General features: G+C 38.1%; 14 protein-coding genes. 13 read left to right on the forward strand and 1 reads right to left on the reverse strand.

The window, feature by feature from the left end:
- The 13 genes from lysS to pyrE all read left to right on the forward strand — a co-directional run bounded on the left by lysS (position 1) and on the right by pyrE (position 15,444).
- Complete coding sequence (gene lysS, locus CJP74_RS05410; RefSeq protein ID WP_119497261.1) at positions 1 to 1,494, forward strand: lysine--tRNA ligase; 1,494 nt, start codon at positions 1 to 3, stop codon at positions 1,492 to 1,494.
- Positions 1,495 to 1,553: 59 nt separating this feature from the next.
- Complete coding sequence (locus CJP74_RS05415) at positions 1,554 to 3,974, forward strand: 1-acyl-sn-glycerol-3-phosphate acyltransferase (protein ID WP_119497262.1); 2,421 nt, start codon at positions 1,554 to 1,556, stop codon at positions 3,972 to 3,974.
- A gap of 33 nt (positions 3,975 to 4,007) precedes the next feature.
- Positions 4,008 to 4,364 (forward strand): YqcC family protein, encoded by a 357-nt coding sequence (locus CJP74_RS05420; RefSeq protein ID WP_119497263.1) that lies wholly within the window; start codon positions 4,008 to 4,010, stop codon positions 4,362 to 4,364.
- A 13-nt stretch (positions 4,365 to 4,377) separates the two neighbouring features.
- Complete coding sequence (gene map, locus CJP74_RS05425) at positions 4,378 to 5,199, forward strand: type I methionyl aminopeptidase (protein WP_119497275.1); 822 nt, start codon at positions 4,378 to 4,380, stop codon at positions 5,197 to 5,199.
- Positions 5,200 to 5,295: 96 nt separating this feature from the next.
- Entirely contained in the window at positions 5,296 to 5,817 is a 522-nt protein-coding gene (gene pyrR / locus CJP74_RS05430; RefSeq protein WP_119497264.1) for a bifunctional pyr operon transcriptional regulator/uracil phosphoribosyltransferase PyrR, read from the forward strand.
- Between the two features lie 138 nt (positions 5,818 to 5,955).
- Positions 5,956 to 6,867, forward strand: a complete 912-nt coding sequence (locus CJP74_RS05435; protein WP_245958044.1) for an aspartate carbamoyltransferase catalytic subunit — start codon at positions 5,956 to 5,958, stop codon at positions 6,865 to 6,867.
- A gap of 4 nt (positions 6,868 to 6,871) precedes the next feature.
- Positions 6,872 to 8,146 carry a dihydroorotase gene (locus CJP74_RS05440; RefSeq protein ID WP_119497266.1) on the forward strand — a complete coding sequence of 425 codons (1,275 nt, stop codon included), beginning with the start codon at positions 6,872 to 6,874 and terminating at the stop codon, positions 8,144 to 8,146.
- Positions 8,147 to 8,157: 11 nt separating this feature from the next.
- Positions 8,158 to 9,264, forward strand: coding sequence for a glutamine-hydrolyzing carbamoyl-phosphate synthase small subunit (gene carA, locus CJP74_RS05445; protein ID WP_119497267.1), 1,107 nt, complete (start codon positions 8,158 to 8,160; stop codon positions 9,262 to 9,264).
- The gene (gene carB, locus CJP74_RS05450) at positions 9,257 to 12,433 is read left to right on the forward strand and encodes a carbamoyl-phosphate synthase large subunit (protein WP_119497268.1); all 3,177 of its coding nucleotides are present in this window, start codon (positions 9,257 to 9,259) and stop codon (positions 12,431 to 12,433) included. The genes carA and carB overlap by 8 nt, the downstream gene beginning before the upstream one ends.
- A gap of 8 nt (positions 12,434 to 12,441) precedes the next feature.
- Positions 12,442 to 13,203: a dihydroorotate dehydrogenase electron transfer subunit gene (locus CJP74_RS05455; RefSeq protein WP_119497269.1), complete on the forward strand. Its 762-nt coding sequence runs from the start codon at positions 12,442 to 12,444 to the stop codon at positions 13,201 to 13,203.
- A 6-nt stretch (positions 13,204 to 13,209) separates the two neighbouring features.
- The gene (locus CJP74_RS05460) at positions 13,210 to 14,127 is read left to right on the forward strand and encodes a dihydroorotate dehydrogenase (RefSeq protein ID WP_119497270.1); all 918 of its coding nucleotides are present in this window, start codon (positions 13,210 to 13,212) and stop codon (positions 14,125 to 14,127) included.
- A 1-nt stretch (position 14,128) separates the two neighbouring features.
- Positions 14,129 to 14,818 (forward strand): orotidine-5'-phosphate decarboxylase, encoded by a 690-nt coding sequence (gene pyrF / locus CJP74_RS05465; RefSeq protein WP_119497271.1) that lies wholly within the window; start codon positions 14,129 to 14,131, stop codon positions 14,816 to 14,818.
- Positions 14,819 to 14,829: 11 nt separating this feature from the next.
- Positions 14,830 to 15,444: an orotate phosphoribosyltransferase gene (gene pyrE / locus CJP74_RS05470; RefSeq protein WP_119497272.1), complete on the forward strand. Its 615-nt coding sequence runs from the start codon at positions 14,830 to 14,832 to the stop codon at positions 15,442 to 15,444.
- A 132-nt stretch (positions 15,445 to 15,576) separates the two neighbouring features.
- Here the strand turns inward: pyrE and CJP74_RS05475 are convergent, their stop codons facing one another.
- On the reverse strand, positions 15,577 to 17,088 hold the full coding sequence (locus CJP74_RS05475; protein ID WP_119497273.1) for an alanine/glycine:cation symporter family protein: 1,512 nt from the start codon (positions 17,086 to 17,088) through the stop codon (positions 15,577 to 15,579).
- Positions 17,089 to 17,405 lie beyond the last annotated feature (317 nt).

Genomic DNA, 17,405 nt, shown 5'->3' on the forward strand with positions numbered 1-17,405 from the left:
ATGTCAGATCAAAACCTAGATATTGCTAATGAATTTGAAGCTCGTGCCCAAAAACTAGATGAATTAAGAGCACGTGGCGTAGCATTCCCAAATACTTTTAAACGCGATCACTACTCAAGTGAATTACATGAAAAATATGATGCTGTAGATGCAGAAGAATTAAAGGCGGCAGGACACCATGCAAAAATTGCTGGTCGTGTAATGTTCAAGCGTTTAATGGGTAAGGCTGCTTTTATTAGTATTCAAGATGGCAAAGGTAGAATCCAAGCTTACTTAGCTAAAGACCTTTTAGGTGAAGAAGTTTACCAATACTTTAAAGATTACACAGATTTAGGTGATATAGTTGCCATTGAAGGTCAAGTATTTAAAACTAAAACAGGCGAGCTTTCAATTCGTGCCTCATTTTTCCAAATCTTAACCAAGGCTTTACGTCCATTACCTGATAAATTCCACGGTTTAGAAGATCAAGAAATTCGTTACCGTAAAAGATATTTAGACTTAATTGTAAACGAAGACAGTCGTCGTACTTTTGAAATTCGTTCTAAATTAATTTCAGGAATTAGAAACTTCTTAACAGCACGCGGTTTCTTAGAAGTTGAAACTCCTATGCTACACACTTTAGTAGGTGGGGCTGCTGCTCGTCCATTTATTACCCACCACAATGCATTAGACATGGACATGTATTTACGTATAGCTCCAGAGTTATACTTAAAACGTCTTGTTGTAGGTGGTTTTGAAAAAGTATTTGAATTAAACCGTAACTTCCGTAATGAAGGGGTATCTGTACGTCACAACCCAGAGTTTACTATGATCGAATGGTACTGGGCTTATGCAAATGTATTTGACAACATGAACCTAACCGAAGAATTACTGGAAAGCTTAGCTCAAGATATTCTTGGCACTACAGATGTTCCTTATGGCGACTATGTATTTAACTTCAAAGGTCCATTTGCTCGTTTAACCATGATCGAAGCTATCTGTAAATATGCTCCAGAAATTACTGAAGAGCAAATTATGGATGAAGCAACTTGCGAACGCTTATTAAAAGAACGTGGTATTGAAAGAGAAAAATCTTGGGGTCACGGTCGCTGCATTGCAGAATTATTTGAAGCTGTAGCTGAAGAACATTTAATTCAACCAACTTTCATTTACTCTTACCCATTAGAAGTATCTCCTCTAGCTCGTAAGAATGATGAAAATCCATTCTTTACTGATCGCTTTGAGTTCTTTATTGGCGGACGTGAAATTGGTAATGCTTATTCAGAGTTAAATGACGCTCAAGACCAAGCGCAACGTTTCCGTGATCAATTAAAAGCAAAAGATCTCGGTGATGATGAAGCTATGGATTACGATGAAGACTTTGTTGAAGCTTTAGAACAAGGCTTACCACCAACTACAGGTGAAGGTCTAGGTATTGACCGTTTAGCAATGATCTTCTCTAACTCACCTTCAATTCGTGATGTAATCCTCTTCCCTGCGATGCGTCATAAATAAAACCAATTGTAGAAGTTAATAAGCTCGCTTATTAACTTCTTTCTCTTATTTGCTTTTTTATGTCACGATTATTATTTAAATTAACTCGCTTACGTGATATTGTGCGAAAGGACGTAGGTGTAGTAACTTCTGAGCAAAAGGTAATCTATGTTTTACCTTATGACACTAGCTTAGCTCTCCAAGCTTTAGAGCAAACAGTTAAAAAACATAATCTCCCATGGGATCTCAATCTTCTTACTCATCAAGGTTATGGTAAATTTAATCAAGCTCCTGTAATATTTTTACAACAAGGTGAGTATATTACGGCAGAAACTAGCCCTATGCATCCTAACCTAGAAAGTGATTTAAGAAAAATCTACGCTCTGGGAGAACAAATTAATTTAGTTTTTGTCTATCCGCAATGGGGAACCGATGTTATAGCTAAGCCAAGTATTCACGTTAAGGCTTCAGGTCTGCGTAAAACTTGGTTAAACATTAAAAGCTTTATCAAGCTCCGCAAGTTCTCGTTTTTAACTTTATATTCGCAGTATAATTTACGTGATCTAACTAGCATTATGCTGGCAACTGATATAAGTCGCTTTAACTGTAACGACTTAAGTCTGGTGCATGCTACGGCAGAAAAACTTAATCACGCAGAATATATTACTGACTTAGAAGACAAAGACTTAGATTTTCTTGCTCACTCTTTAGCTTACTATTTACGTAACCAATATCGCACAGTATTAGCTCGTCGTAATAGTAACCAAACTAAAATATCACGTAAAGAAGTTTGTCAAGCGGTACTGCTTGATCCGCAAGTACAAGAAGCTATAGGAAAAAATAAAAAAGGCAAAAGTGATCCTGTTGCCAGTACTGCAGCCTTTCAAAAACAATATCAAGCTGCAAGTGAGATAATTGATGAAATCGCTGCCGATCCACGTTTTTCAACCTTAAAAAAATACGATTTTGTTCTGAGTAAAGTATGGAATCGTTTCTATTCAGGGATTACAATTCGTGGCTTAGAAAATGTTCTTGATTTAGTCTATAATCAAGATAAAGTGTCTTTAACTTATGTGCCAACGCACAGATCTCACATAGACTATTTATTACTTAGCTATATTCTCAATGAATATGGGGCAACAAAACTACCTCTAATAGCAGCAGGAATTAACTTAAATTTCTGGCCTGTAGGAAAAATTTTCCGTCGCGGTGGTGCTTTTTTCTTACGTCGTAGCTTTAACAACTACCTCTACTCAATAGTTTTTAAAACCTACATTGCTGAAATTATTAAAAATACGCAAGATGTAGAGTTTTTTATTGAAGGAGGACGTTCTCGTACAGGACGCTTATTAACTCCGAAAACGGGAATGTTAAATATGACTCTGAGTGGTTTTCTCAAAAGTAATGAGATAAATCAATACTATGTTCCTGTGTTTATTGCATATGATAAGGTTTTTGAATCTAAAACCTATGTGCAAGAACTGCTCGGGAAAAAGAAAAATAAAGAGTCGGCTCTTTTAGTTTTAAAAAATCTTTCTAAATTAAAGTATCAAGGGCAAGTTTACTTAAACTTTGCACGTCCTCTGTATATTCGTAACTACCTCAATGAGCACTGGCCAAGTTGGCAAGAGGACATGGCTAGCAATAAGCTAGACAAAGCAGGTTTTGAAAATGCCTCAAATGCTTTGGCTCGCGATATAGCTATTTCTATTAATAGTAACGCTACTATCTCTGATAAAGCTTTATTCTCGGCGGCTATTTTTAATAGTGACGGTAAATTAGACCGAGCAAAATTAAGCCAAGATATTGAATTTTTTCAACATATTCTCAAGCATACAATTGAATTTAATCCTGGCTATGCAATTTGTCAAACGCCAAGTGACAAAATTCTTGCCGATGTAATTAAAGTATGTGCAGATAATTTTACTTCTATAACCGAGTCTCAACTGGTAGTTAAAAAGCAAGCTCTAGCTGAGTTTAACTATTATCGTAATAATGTTGAACACTGCTTTATCGCTCCTGCTTTAGCGGCAATAAAATTAGAAAAAAATATTTGTGATACTAAGCTTGCAGGCTTTTGTGAATATTTTAGCGAGATATTCAATTTAAATAGTTTTACTAACTTTAATGCCCAAGGCTTAATGCAACAAGTAAAATATTTTGAAAATCTTCTGGCTGATCGTAGTTCAGAACAAAGACAATTACTGGCAAAACAATTAGATATCTATCTAACCCAACTTGATACCTTTATGTCAGTAATGGTTGAAGCTTTACAAGCTCTCCAAGTAGAAAACAAAGGCATTGAAAGCTTACAACTATCAACTATTACCCCAACTATAGTTGAACGCTTAAAAGCTATGCAAAGTATTTATCCAGACTTTGCCGATAAAACCACAATAAACCAACTGCGTAATGCTTTTGCTCACTCACAAAAATTTAATAATATAACTGCTAATGAATTAGTTGAAGCTCTAGCTTATGTTCATACATGGCTAAAATAATAACCACAAACATAATTATTAAGGAGCAATCCTATGTCAAACTTAAAACAACAAATTACGCAACACTTAGAAAAAACCAAAGACTTTTTACACCAATCGCCTCAGTTTGATACGCAAAATCTAACTGTAGAACAAAGACAATACAAAGAACCTTTTGGTATAGATCAAATGAAGCCAGAACAATGGTTAAGTCATATCTATATTGATTATGCTTTACTTGCTTTAGCTTCAGAGCAATATGATGTCTTCCAAAGTATTGATGGTTTTACTTATTTCTTTGAATATTCTTGGCGTAATCAAAGTCATCCCGACTATGTCGAAGCTATCTCTTTAATTAGAGAGTATGAACAACTAATTAAAACTTTTATTGCTCAACAAAATAAAAAATAATAAAGGTATCCAAATGAGTACAAAAAGAAAGGATGGTATTGTAATTTACTCTCCGGAAGAAATTGAAAAAATTCGTATCGCTTGTAAAATAGCGGCACAAACTCTTGAGTACATGGATCAATTTGTTAAACCAGGTGTAACTACTTTAGAACTTGACCGTATTGCTCATGACTATATGGTGAATGTACAAAAAGTTATTCCTGCATGTTTAAACTATCATGGTTTTCCTAACTCAATTTGTACTTCAGTAAACGAAGTTATTTGTCACGGTATTCCAAGCGATAAACAAATTTTACGTGAGGGCGATATTATTAACATTGACCTTACGGTTATCAAAGACGGCTACTATGGCGATAACTCAAAAATGTATGTAGTTGGTGGAGAAACTAATAAACGTACTCAAGATTTAGTTGATGCTACTTTAGAGTCTCTTTACGCAGCTATTCGCGTATGTAAGCCAGGCGCAAAATTCAACGAAATCGGTGATGCTATTCACAAAGTAGTAGCTCCATATAGCTTTTCAATTGTACGTTCTTATATAGGTCATGGTATAGGTGATGAATTCCACCAAGCTCCAGAAGTTTTACACTACCCAAATAACTGGGATGTGGAAATGGAAGAAGGCATGGTATTTACAATCGAGCCTATGATCAATGCAGGTGACTGGCGTGATCGTACTTTAAAAGACGGTTGGACTGCGGTAACGCGTGATAAAAAAGATTCAGCGCAATACGAACACCAACTTTTAATTATTCCTGGCGGGGTAGAAGTTATGACTATCCGTAAAGAGGAAGAACTTGAAGGTCGTATTAGTCGTATTATGATCAATGAATAGTACAAAATGAACTAGGTGCTTTGCCTAGTTCATTTTTTTTGCAATTTTTTATTTCTGTGGTATAATTTTCTACCAGAAAATAAAAAACATAACTCTATGGCAGAAAGAATTCTTTATAGTCCTCAAGATATAAGACGTATGCTTACGCGTATTGCCCATGAAATTATGGAAAAAATACCAGACTTAGATAATCTTGTCTTAGTTGGCATTAAACGTCGAGGCGAATTTTTAGCTCAACGCTTACAGGATTTAATTTATAAATTCGAAGGCGTAAAAGTTAAATTAGAAGGTTTAGATATAACTCCTTATCGTGACGACCGTGATCGCACGAGGGAAAGCGAACAAACCATTTCATTTTCTAGCGACCTCCATCATAAAACAATTATTATTGTCGATGATGTGCTCTATACAGGTCGCACTATCCGTTCAGCTATGGATGCTATCATGGATGCGGGACGTCCAGGTGCAATTAGACTAGCAGTAATGGTAGATCGCGGACACCGTGAATTACCAATTCGAGCGGACTTTGTCGGAAAAAACATTCCTACTTCACGCAAAGAAAGTATTAATCTTTATCTCCAAGAAGTAGACGGCGAAGACAAAATTACTATTGTATAAAAAATCTATTTTTCTTTTAAATTGGTCCAGAGAGGCCAGCAAGGAACAAAAAATTTTAGCCAACCCTTAGTGTGTCTACACTAGAGGGTTCTAAAGGCAAAGCTAAAAAGCACCTTGCGAAAGCAGGGTGCTTTTTTTATGAGCAAAAAGAGGGAACTAAATATGTTTAATCTTGTCAAAATGGCAAATCTGACTGACGAACAGATCTATGCTTTAATCAATCATGCTCTTGCTTTAAAAAATGGCGAGCAAGCACCTATACAACGTCCAGATCTCTATGTTGCAAATTTATTTTTTGAAAATTCAACGCGCACCAAACATAGTTTTGAAGTTGCCCAAAAGCATTTAGGATTAAATGTAATTAACTTCGAATGCTCTACTTCCTCAGTTAATAAAGGTGAATCTCTTTATGATACTTGTAAAACTCTCGAAATGATTGGTTGCCACCTTTTAGTAATCCGTCATCCCGAAAATGAGTATTATCACCAACTACAAAACCTTTCCATTCCTGTAATCTCTGGCGGTGATGGATCGGGAGAACACCCTTCTCAATGTCTGCTAGACCTCATGACAATCTATGAACAATTTGGTACTTTTACCGATTTAAACATAGTTATTGTCGGCGACATAAAAAACTCAAGGGTAGCTCGATCTAATTACCATGCCCTCACCCGTCTGGGAGCAAAAGTTTCTTTTGTTTGCCCACCTGAATTTACTGACCCAACCCTCGGCCCAGTAGTAGATTTTGATCAAGTTATTAGCCAAGTTGATGTTTGCATGATGTTACGCGTACAACACGAACGTCATGACGGTCAAGTGCTCTTTGACAAAGACACCTATCACCAAGGCTATGGCTTAAGCCAAGAACGTTATGCTCAACTCCACGAGCGAGCTATAGTTTTACACCCAGCTCCTGTTAATCGCGGGGTAGAAATAGATAGCGATCTGGTAGAAGCACCAAAATCTCGTATCTTTACCCAAATGAAAAATGGCATGTACATGCGTCAAGCAATTCTCTCTTTAGTAATAGAACAAAACAACTTAGGATAAAGCAATGATTTTACTTAAAAACGGACAAGTTTTACTCGGCAATACTTTTGTAACTAGCGATATTTTAATTGCTGACGGATCTATTAAAGCTGTAGGACAAAACCTAGACTGCCCACAAGTAACGACTACTTATGATCTTACAGGTAAAATTGTTGCTCCTGGCTTTATTGATGTGCATGTGCACTGGCGCGAACCTGGCTTTAGTTACAAAGAAACTATAGCCCAAGCTTCACGTGCGGCAGCTCGAGGTGGTTTTACTACTGCTATGCCTATGCCTAATCTCAATCCAGTGCCAGACTCACTAGAAAATTTACGTCCGCAACTAGAGTTAATTGCTCAACATTCGGTAATTCGTGCTTTACCTTATGGGGCTATTACCAAAGGCGAACTTGGCAAGGATTACGCCGACTTCGAAGAATTAGCTCCGCATGTGTTTGCTTTTTCCGATGACGGACGTGGGGTACAAGATGCCAATATGATGTACCAATCCATGAAAATTGCAGCCAAACTAAATAAACCCGTAGTAGCTCACTGTGAGGAAAACAGCTTAATCCTCGGAGGTTGCATGCACTGTGGGCAACGTTCGCGTCAACTTGGTCTACCAGGCATTCCTTCTGTTTGTGAGTCTGTGCAAATTGCTCGTGACGTCCTCCTTGCCGAAGCAGCAGGCTGTCACTATCATGTTTGCCATGTTTCAACCAAAGAATCAGTACGTGTAGTGAGAGAAGCAAAACGAGCGGGAATTAAAGTTACTTGTGAAGTATGTCCGCACCATTTAATTAGTCACGATATGGATATTCCTGCCGACAATGGTATGTGGAAAATGAACCCACCACTTAGAGCTCATGATGACCGCCAAGCTCTAATCGAAGGCTTACTTGACGGTACTATTGATATTATTGCCACTGACCATGCCCCACATGCTCCAGAAGAGAAAAACCTGAGTATGACCAAGGCAGCTTTTGGTATTGTTGGCAGTGAAACTGCCTTTGCGCAACTCTATACTACTTTTGTAAAAACTGGGCAAATGTCTTTAGAGTTTTTACTCCAAGCTATGTCTAGCAAAGTAGCACAAACCTTCTCTTTACCTTACGGACAAATTGCTCCAGGCTTTAGTGCTGATATTGTAGTGTTAGACCTTGAAAAATCTTGGCTTATTAATCCAGAAGAGTTTTTATCTAAAGGACGCAACACTCCATACGCAGGTAATAAAGTATACGGTATGCCAGTGTTAACCCTAGCTGCGGGCAAGGTTGCATACCAAGATTCGACAATTTAATGAGGACACATATGTATAAATTTAATCGTCAATTAGTTCTTGCAGACGGCACAGTATTTAAAGGTTACGCTTTTGGGGCAAGTACCCAAGCTCTGGGCGAAGTTGTATTTAACACAGGCATGACTGGTTACCAAGAAACTCTCTCAGATCCTTCTTATAACGGACAAATAATTACTTTTACTTATCCTTTAATTGGTAACTATGGCATTAACCGCTTTGATTATGAAACTATTAACCCTTCAATTAAAGGCATGGTAGTACGCGAAGCGTGCCATAAACCTTCGAACTTTAGAAGTGGTAAAACTCTAGATCAAGTTCTAAGCGAGTTAAATATTCCTGGCATTTCTGGCATAGACACGCGAGCTTTAACCCGTAAAATTCGTGCTTTTGGTACGATTAAGGGCGTAATTGCCAATCTTGATCAAGACCCGCAAGAACTTGTAGCCCTTATGCAAGCTACAGATCTACCTCAAGACCAAATTGCTCAAGTAGCAACAAAAACCAGCTACCCCGTAACTGGACGTGGTTATCGCGTAGTGCTCGTAGATCTTGGCATGAAGTCAAGCATTTTACGCGAACTTACCGCACGTGGTTGCGATGTTGTGGTAGTACCTTTTGACGCAAGTGAAGAAGAAATTATGCGCCAAAACCCAGACGGAGTTATGTTAACCAATGGTCCTGGCGATCCAACAAGTGTACCGCAAACTATAGCTACTATTGCTAAATTAATTCCGCAAGTACCAATTTTTGGTATCTGTATGGGACACCAACTGATTGCCTTAGCTTCAGGAGCAAAAACCTATAAACTAAAATTTGGTCACCGTGGTGCTAATCACCCAGTAAAAAATATCCTTACTAATAAAGTATCTATTACTTCGCAAAACCATGGTTATGCTGTCGACCTAGATTCTTTAGCTAATACCGATTTAGAATTAACCCATATTTCTCTTAATGACGGTACTTGTGAAGGAGTAAGACATAAAAACTTCCTCACTTTCTCGGTGCAATATCACCCAGAAGCGGCACCAGGTCCTCATGATGCCAATGAAGTATTTGATCAGTTTATTGCCAACATGGAAGAGTTTATTAACAAAAATAAGGAATTACAACATGCCTAAACGTCAAGACATTAAGACTATTCTAGTAATTGGTTCGGGTCCAATTATTATCGGTCAAGCAGCTGAGTTTGACTATGCAGGTACGCAAGCTTGTCTCTCTTTAAAAGAAGAAGGCTATAGAGTAATTCTGGTAAACTCTAACCCTGCAACTATTATGACCGATCAAGAAATTGCTGATAAGGTTTATATCGAGCCTTTAACTTTAGAGTTTTTAGCTAAGATCATTCGTAAAGAAAGACCAGACGCTCTTTTACCTACCCTAGGTGGGCAAGTGGGCTTAAACATGGCAGTACAACTCCATGAAGCGGGCATTCTCGAGCAATACAAGGTTCAACTGCTCGGTACCAAACTCGACTCAATTAAACAGGCAGAAGATCGTGAACTTTTCCGTGCCTTAATGCAAGAAATTGGCGAGCCAGTGCCAGAATCAGATATTATCCATAACCTCGAGCAAGCACGTGCTTTTGTGGCTCAAATAGGCTATCCGGTTATTGTACGTCCAGCCTTTACTATGGGCGGTACTGGGGGCGGAATTTGTTATAACGATCACGACCTCGAACAAATTGTAAGTGCTGGTTTACACTATTCTCCAGTTAAACAATGCTTACTAGAAAAATCTATTGCTGGCTATAAAGAAATCGAATACGAAGTAATGCGTGATGCAAAAGATACAGCAATTGTTGTATGTAATATGGAAAACATAGATCCTGTGGGTATTCACACAGGTGACTCAATTGTAGTAGCCCCTTCGCAAACTCTAAGCGATCGCGAATATCAAATGCTTCGTGATGTATCTTTAAAAATCATTCGTGCCTTAAAAATCGAAGGGGGCTGTAATGTTCAGCTAGCTTTAGATCCTAACTCTTTTAACTACTACATTATTGAAGTAAACCCACGTGTAAGCCGTTCTTCGGCTCTTGCTTCTAAAGCTACAGGTTATCCAATTGCTAAAATTGCCGCTAAAATTGCTGTAGGCTTAACCCTGGATGAAATTACTAACCCTGTAACTCAAACTACCAAAGCTTGTTTTGAGCCGAGCTTAGACTATGTAGTTACCAAAATACCTCGCTTCCCTTTTGATAAATTTGAGCATGCCGATCGCTTTTTAGGCACTCAAATGAAAGCTACAGGTGAAGTTATGGCAATTGGACGCACTTATGAAGAGAGCTTGCTTAAAGCTATACGTTCGCTTGAGTATGGCGTGCACCATCTTGGCTTACCTAATGGGGAAGAGTTTACTCTTGAGTATATTCTCAAACGCATTAAAAAAGCTGGTGACGAACGTCTCTTTTTTATCGGTGAAGCGCTTCGTCGTGGCGTTACTCCAGAGCAAATTCATGCCTTAACGCAAATTGATATGTTCTTTCTCGATAAAATGCAACACATTATCGATCTTGAACACCAATTAAAAGACAATGTAGGCGATCTTGATCTTTTAGCCTATGCAAAACGTTACGGCTTTTCAGATAAGGTAATTGCTCACCGCTGGCAAACTAGCCCTGAGCATATTTACCAACTGCGTCAAGAAAATAATATTACCCCTGTCTATAAAATGGTGGATACTTGTGCAAGTGAATTTGCTTCGGCAACTCCTTACTTCTACTCTACTTACGAATTTGAAAATGAATCTATTCGTACCGATAAGGAAAAAATTATTGTTTTAGGTTCGGGACCAATTCGTATTGGACAGGGGGTAGAATTTGACTATGCTACTGTACATGCAGTGTTAGCTATTCGTCAAGCAGGTTATGAAGCAATTATTATCAATAACAACCCAGAAACAGTTTCTACTGACTTTACTATCTCGGACAAATTATACTTTGAACCATTAACCGAAGAAGATGTAATGGCAGTTATTCGCCAAGAACAACCGCTTGGTGTAGTAGTACAATTTGGTGGGCAAACGGCAATTAACCTTGCTGATAAACTTGCCAAACATGGAGTAAAAATTCTTGGTACTGCCCTCGAAGAAATAGATAATGCCGAAAACCGCGACAAATTTGAAGCTCTGTTACATCGCTTAGATATTCCGCAACCTCTAGGTAAAACCGCTTATGATACGCAAACGGCAGTGGAAAATGCAGTTCAAATTGGCTACCCAGTTTTAGTGCGTCCTTCGTATGTTCTTGGCGGTCGAGCTATGGAAATTGTTTATAACGAACAAGAACTGCGCCACTATATGCAAACAGCAGTAAAAGCTTCACCTGAACACCCAGTTTTAACTGACCGTTACTTAATTGGTAAAGAAGTAGAAGTAGACGCAATTTGCGACGGGCAAACAGTGGTTATTCCAGGAATTATGGAACATATTGAGCGAGCTGGGGTGCACTCAGGGGACTCAATTGCTGTATATCCGCCACAACACTTGAGCCAAGAGCAAATTGATACCCTAACTAAATATACCATTGCTCTAGCTAAAGGTCTGAACATAGTTGGCTTAATTAATATTCAATATGTAATCTCAGATAACCAAGTATATGTTCTCGAAGTTAACCCAAGAGCTTCGCGTACTGTACCTTTCCTAAGTAAAATTACCCATGTGCCTATGGCAAACCTAGCTATGCAAGCTATCTTAGGTACTAAACTAGCAAGTCTAGGTTACCAAACAGGAGTAGTAGAAGCAGGAGAGGGAGTTTACACTAAAGTACCTGTATTTAGCTTCCAAAAACTAAAAGATGTAGATACCCGTCTTGGCCCTGAAATGAAATCTACAGGTGAGGTAATGGGAACTGACTCAACACTAGAAAAATCTCTTTACAAGGGGCTAGTAGCTGCGGGAATGAAAATTCAAGATACAGGCACAGTTTTATTTACCATTTGCGAACAAGCTAAAGATGAGGCTTTAAGTCTCGCTCGTCGCTTTAGTGCTGTAGGCTACAATCTTCTTGCTACCGAAGGTACAGCAAACTTTTTCAAAGAAAACGGTCTGCGCGTTGACTATGTAGGTAAAGTGGGAGAGCAAAACTCGGTAGTAGATAGCATTTATCAAGGTAAGGTTGACATAATTATCAATGCTTCGAGTAAAGATAAAACGGCAGCCAATGACGCCTTTACTATCTTAAGAGCTGCCGTAGAGCAAGGAATTATCTCTCTAACCTCTTTAGATACCGCTAATGCTTTAGTAAGTGTATTAGAGTCACGTTCTTTTTCAATTAACCCGCTTGTTTAGAGAAATATATGATCAATGCTAAAGTTATCAGCCAAGAATTAATTGCCCAGCAAATCTATCGCCTTTGCGTCTCTAGTCCTGAGCTAGTTAGCAAAATGCATACGCCTGGACAATTTGTTAATATCAGAATTGGCAAGGGCAATGAGTTTGTTCTCCGTCGTCCTATTTCCATTTGTCAAATTGAACCAGAAAAAGATCAATTTGTGATGATCTACCGTGCGCAAGGAGCAGGTACTAAAGCTCTGGCTCAACTCGGGGCTGGAGATGAACTGGATATTTTAGGACCTCTAGGACAAGGGTATGATTTAGATACCCTTGCTCCAGGGCAAACGGCTCTTTTAGTTGGAGGTGGTATTGGCGTACCACCTTTATATGAACTAGCACGACGCTTTCAGGCTAAAGGAGTAAAAACTATTCATGTTTTAGGTTTTAATCAAGCTCAAGATGTTTTTTACGCGCAAGAGTTTGAAGCCCTAGGCACAACTATAGTTTGTACTGCAGATGGCTCATATGGCTTTAAGGGATTTGTTACTCAAGCCATAGCTCAACTTGAGCTTGACTATGACGCCTATTATGCCTGTGGACCAACGCCTATGCTCAAAGCTTTAAGTCAAGAACTTAATAAACCTGGCTATGTTTCTCTCGAAGAGCGTATGGCTTGTGGAGTAGGTGCTTGCTATGCTTGTGTTTGCCAAGATAAGCAAGGAGAAGTTAAACGCATTTGCTTTGATGGTCCAGTATTTAAAGCTAAAGATATAACCTTTGCCTAAAAAATTATGAGTGAAAGATTAAAAGTAAACTTACCTGGATTAGAGTTAAAAAATCCAATTATGCCAGCTTCAGGTTGCTTTGCCTTTGGGATAGAATATGCCCAGTTTTATGACCTTTCGGTACTAGGGGCAATTATGATTAAAGCCGCTACCAAAGAACCTCGTTTTGGTAATCCAACTCCGCGAGTTGCGGAAACTAGCTCTGGGATGTTAAATGCCATAGGTCTGCAAAACCCTGGAGTACATGAAATTATGGCTCATAAGCTTCCAGCCTTAGAAGCCTATGATGTGCCAATTATTGCCAATATTGCTGGCTCGGAAATTGAAGACTATGTTTATGTTGCCGAGCATATAAGTAAGTCTCCAAATGTAAAAGCTCTAGAGTTAAATATTTCTTGCCCTAATGTAAAACATGGTGGCATTCAATTTGGTACAGATCCCGAAGTAGCAGCTTTACTTGTACGTAAAGTAAAAGCGGTATCGCAAGTTCCTGTTTACGTTAAGCTATCACCTAATGTCACTGACATAGTTGCCATGGCTAAAGCGGTAGAACAAGCAGGAGCTGACGGTATTACCATGATAAACACTCTGGTAGGCATGCGTCTTGACAGTAAAACAGGTAAGCCAATTATTGCCAATAAAACAGGGGGGCTTTCGGGACCTGCAGTAAAACCTGTAGCTATTCGTATGGTATATCAAGTAGCCCAAGCGGTAAATATTCCTATTATTGGCATGGGCGGAGTTATGGACGCTTGGGATGTAATAGATTTTATTTCCGCAGGTGCAAGTGCAGTTGCCGTAGGTACAGCTAACTTTACCGATCCTTATGTTTGCCCAAAAATTATTGCGGATCTTGAACAAATTCTCGATCAACTACAAGTAAACCATATTCTTGACTTAAAAGATCGTGCCTGGAGAGATTAATATGAGACAAGTTATTATTGCTTTAGACTTCCCTACCCTTGACAAAACCTTGCAATTTTTAAGTCAATTTGAACAAAAACTTTTTGTAAAAATTGGAATGGAACTCTATTTGCAAAATGGTCCAGAAATTATTCAGCGCGTTAAAGCTTTAGGACACCAAATCTTTCTTGACTTAAAACTTCATGATATCCCTAATACTGTATATGGAGCTTGTAAAGGCTTAGCTCAGTTTAAAGTAGATCTGCTTACAGTTCACGCTGCTGGAGGAGAAAAAATGCTCGCGGCCGCTAAACAAGGCATGCTTGACGGAGGCAGTCCTGAAACAAAAATTATTGCCATTACCCAACTTACTTCGACAAGCCAAGAGCAAATGCAAGAAGAACAAGGCATTACTGGCACTCTCGAACAAAGTGTAGAACGCTATGCTCTGCTGGCAAAAAATGCTCAACTTGACGGCGTAGTTTGTTCGGTACACGAAGCCCAACGTATTCATCAATTATGTGGCGAGGATTTTCTTACTGTAACCCCAGGTATACGTAGAGAAGGGGACCAAACAGGAGATCAACAAAGAGTGGCTACCCCAAGTCTAGCCAAAGCTCTAGGCTCAAACTATATAGTTGTAGGACGTCCGATTAGCCAAAGTGAAAATCCAGAACAAGCCTATCAAGATTTTGTCAAAAACTTTAATTAAGGAACTCAAATATGACAACTCCAAATGAAATTCTTATTGCTAAAAACCTTCTTGGCATAGGGGCTGTAGCTTTACGTCCAGAACCAGAAAACTACTTTACTTGGACTTCAGGGATTAAATCACCGATTTATTGTGATAACCGCTTAACTATGAGCTATCCATTAATTCGTAAACTCATTGCTCAAAGTATGGCGGATTTAATTAAAGAAAAATTCCCTGGAGTAGAAGTTTTAGCTGGTACGGCAACAGCAGGTATTCCTCATGCTGCTTGGGTAAGCGATATTTTAAATTTACCTATGACTTATGTCCGTGATAGTAAGAAAAAACACGGTAAAACTAATCAAATCGAGGGTAAACTTTTCCCAGGACAAAATGTAGTTGTAATCGAAGACTTAATTTCAACAGGGATTTCTTCTTTAGGAGCAGTACAAGCTCTGAGAGAAGCAGGAGTAAATGTTTTAGGTGTTGTAGCGATTTTTAGTTATGTTCTTTCTAAAGCTAGCCAAGCTTTTGCGCAAGCAAATTGCCCACTATACACTCTAACTAACTATGATGCTTTAATCGAGCAAGCTCAATTAGAAGCTCAACAAGTTCAAACTTTAAAAGCTTGGCGTGATGCTCTCTAATTAGATTCTATACTATTTACCATTATTTATACCTGTCATAAAAAAAGAGCTAGAGGTTTTTCCTCTAGCTCTTTCTAATAGAAAAAGTGGCCTATTTGTATAGACCACTCGACAATCAATAATCATATCCGCTTAACGGTGATTTTCGGTATCGTTATGACCAAAGAGTTTGTACCCTGTAGTTTTGTGGATACCATCATCAGCGTTTTCATCAAGTTTACGTGACCAAATTGATTGGTGATAAATTTTATCACGTAATACAGGATATAAGTCTGAGTTAAACTCAATTTCATATTCAGGATCTAAATCCTTTTTATGTAATTGACGTTTGTAATCATCGATAATAAGTTTAACTTGTTTCCATAAGAACACAATTGCAACTAAGTTTAATAAAGTCATAATTGCCATTGCTAAGTCAGCAGCGTCCCAAACCGCTTTAGGTGAAGAAACACTACCAATATATACGATCGCACATACACCAATAGTAAAGAGGAAACGTACATATTTATTTTGGGTAAAGTATTTTAAGCCTGAAAGAGCATAAGCAAAGTTACCGATAATTGAAGTGAAAGCAAATAGGAAAATAATAATTGACATAGCAATTGCAGCCCAGTCACCTAATGAAACAACCGCTGATTGAGTTGTTAGAGCTGCGTTGTCATATTTACCGTCACCGTAAATACCTGTAGTTAAAATAATTAATGCTGAGAAAGTACAGATAATGAATGTATCAAAACATACACCGATCATTTGTACTAAACCTTGCTCTGCAGGGTGTTTAGTTGAAGCTGTTGCAGCAATGTTTGGTGCTGAACCCATACCAGCTTCGTTTGAGAATAAACCACGTTTAATACCGTAAGCAATAGTGGTTCCGAATAATGCCCCTAAACCAGCATCTAGATTGAAGGCATTAGCAAAAACTGTTTCTAAAGCAGGAATAATACGATCGTAATTTACAACTAATACCGCAATACCGATAAAGATGTATAAAATTGACATTACGATTACTAAACCTGAAGAAGCGTTAGATACTGCTTTTAAGCTACCAAAAATAACAATTGCAGTCATTGCAGTTACAACAATAGCAGTTGTTCTTGTATCTACATCAAACGCTGAGTGTAAAGTGTTTGCAATTTGGTTTGCTTGAATTGAGTTGAAAGCAAAACCATAAGTAAATGCTAAACAGATAGAGAAAATTACCCCAACTACAGGAAGTTTTAAACCTTGAGCAATGTAGAATGCTGGTCCCCCAACAAATTGCCCTTCTGAGTTTTTAGTTTTATATAATTGTGCCAGAGAAGACTCTGCAAATGCCGAAGCCATCCCTAATAAAGCAGCAAACCACATCCAGAATACAGCACCAGGACCACCTAAAACGATCGCTGAAGCAACGCCGGCAATGTTACCAATACCTACACGTGAAGCAAGACCAGTCATGAATGCTTGTACTGGAGAGATATTAGTTTTATCTAGTGATTTGGTCGCGTCACCAGAAAGAAGGTTTTTAATCCCTACTTTAAATAGGCGAAATTGTACCCCTTTGGTAACAAAAAAGAAAAAGAAACCTACAACAACTAAAGCAATAGGTAAAACAAAGTTTAGCCCATCAGAAAGCCATTTATAAATACTTAATAAAAAATCCATATAACCTCGATTATCTAAAACCAAGAAACAATACGTCCCAAAAATCTAAAAGGAAAACCTTTCATAAAAAACAAAACTATGTATTGTCACTTGTAAAACTTGACCTTCTTGACAAGCTTCTTAATTTATTATGATTATTGATTAAATTTGATCATTCACTGATCATTGAGAATCATTTTATTAAAACTCTTCTCAGTCTTAGCTTTTAAAAATTATGAGTTTATATTACCACATTAATTTTAATTTTTTAAGCGATTTTTTTAAATTTTTATACAAATTGTAGTTTGCTCTAATGTTTTTTAGAGTTTTACATAAAA

Source organism: Psittacicella melopsittaci (assembly GCF_003585925.1).
GTDB classification, from domain to species: domain Bacteria; phylum Pseudomonadota; class Gammaproteobacteria; order Enterobacterales; family Psittacicellaceae; genus Psittacicella; species Psittacicella melopsittaci.

Coding starts and splice junctions, on each gene's coding strand:
- CJP74_RS05455 (WP_119497269.1), top strand. CDS start 12,442: ATGATCAATGCTAAAGTTATCAGCCAAGAATTAATTGCCCAGCAAATC.
- CJP74_RS05460 (WP_119497270.1), top strand. CDS start 13,210: ATGAGTGAAAGATTAAAAGTAAACTTACCTGGATTAGAGTTAAAAAAT.
- carA (WP_119497267.1), top strand. CDS start 8,158: ATGTATAAATTTAATCGTCAATTAGTTCTTGCAGACGGCACAGTATTT.
- pyrF (WP_119497271.1), top strand. CDS start 14,129: ATGAGACAAGTTATTATTGCTTTAGACTTCCCTACCCTTGACAAAACC.
- pyrR (WP_119497264.1), top strand. CDS start 5,296: ATGGCAGAAAGAATTCTTTATAGTCCTCAAGATATAAGACGTATGCTT.
- CJP74_RS05435 (WP_245958044.1), top strand. CDS start 5,956: ATGAGCAAAAAGAGGGAACTAAATATGTTTAATCTTGTCAAAATGGCA.
- map (WP_119497275.1), top strand. CDS start 4,378: ATGAGTACAAAAAGAAAGGATGGTATTGTAATTTACTCTCCGGAAGAA.
- lysS (WP_119497261.1), top strand. CDS start 1: ATGTCAGATCAAAACCTAGATATTGCTAATGAATTTGAAGCTCGTGCC.
- CJP74_RS05415 (WP_119497262.1), top strand. CDS start 1,554: ATGTCACGATTATTATTTAAATTAACTCGCTTACGTGATATTGTGCGA.
- pyrE (WP_119497272.1), top strand. CDS start 14,830: ATGACAACTCCAAATGAAATTCTTATTGCTAAAAACCTTCTTGGCATA.
- carB (WP_119497268.1), top strand. CDS start 9,257: ATGCCTAAACGTCAAGACATTAAGACTATTCTAGTAATTGGTTCGGGT.
- CJP74_RS05420 (WP_119497263.1), top strand. CDS start 4,008: ATGTCAAACTTAAAACAACAAATTACGCAACACTTAGAAAAAACCAAA.
- CJP74_RS05475 (WP_119497273.1), bottom strand. CDS start 17,088: ATGGATTTTTTATTAAGTATTTATAAATGGCTTTCTGATGGGCTAAAC.
- CJP74_RS05440 (WP_119497266.1), top strand. CDS start 6,872: ATGATTTTACTTAAAAACGGACAAGTTTTACTCGGCAATACTTTTGTA.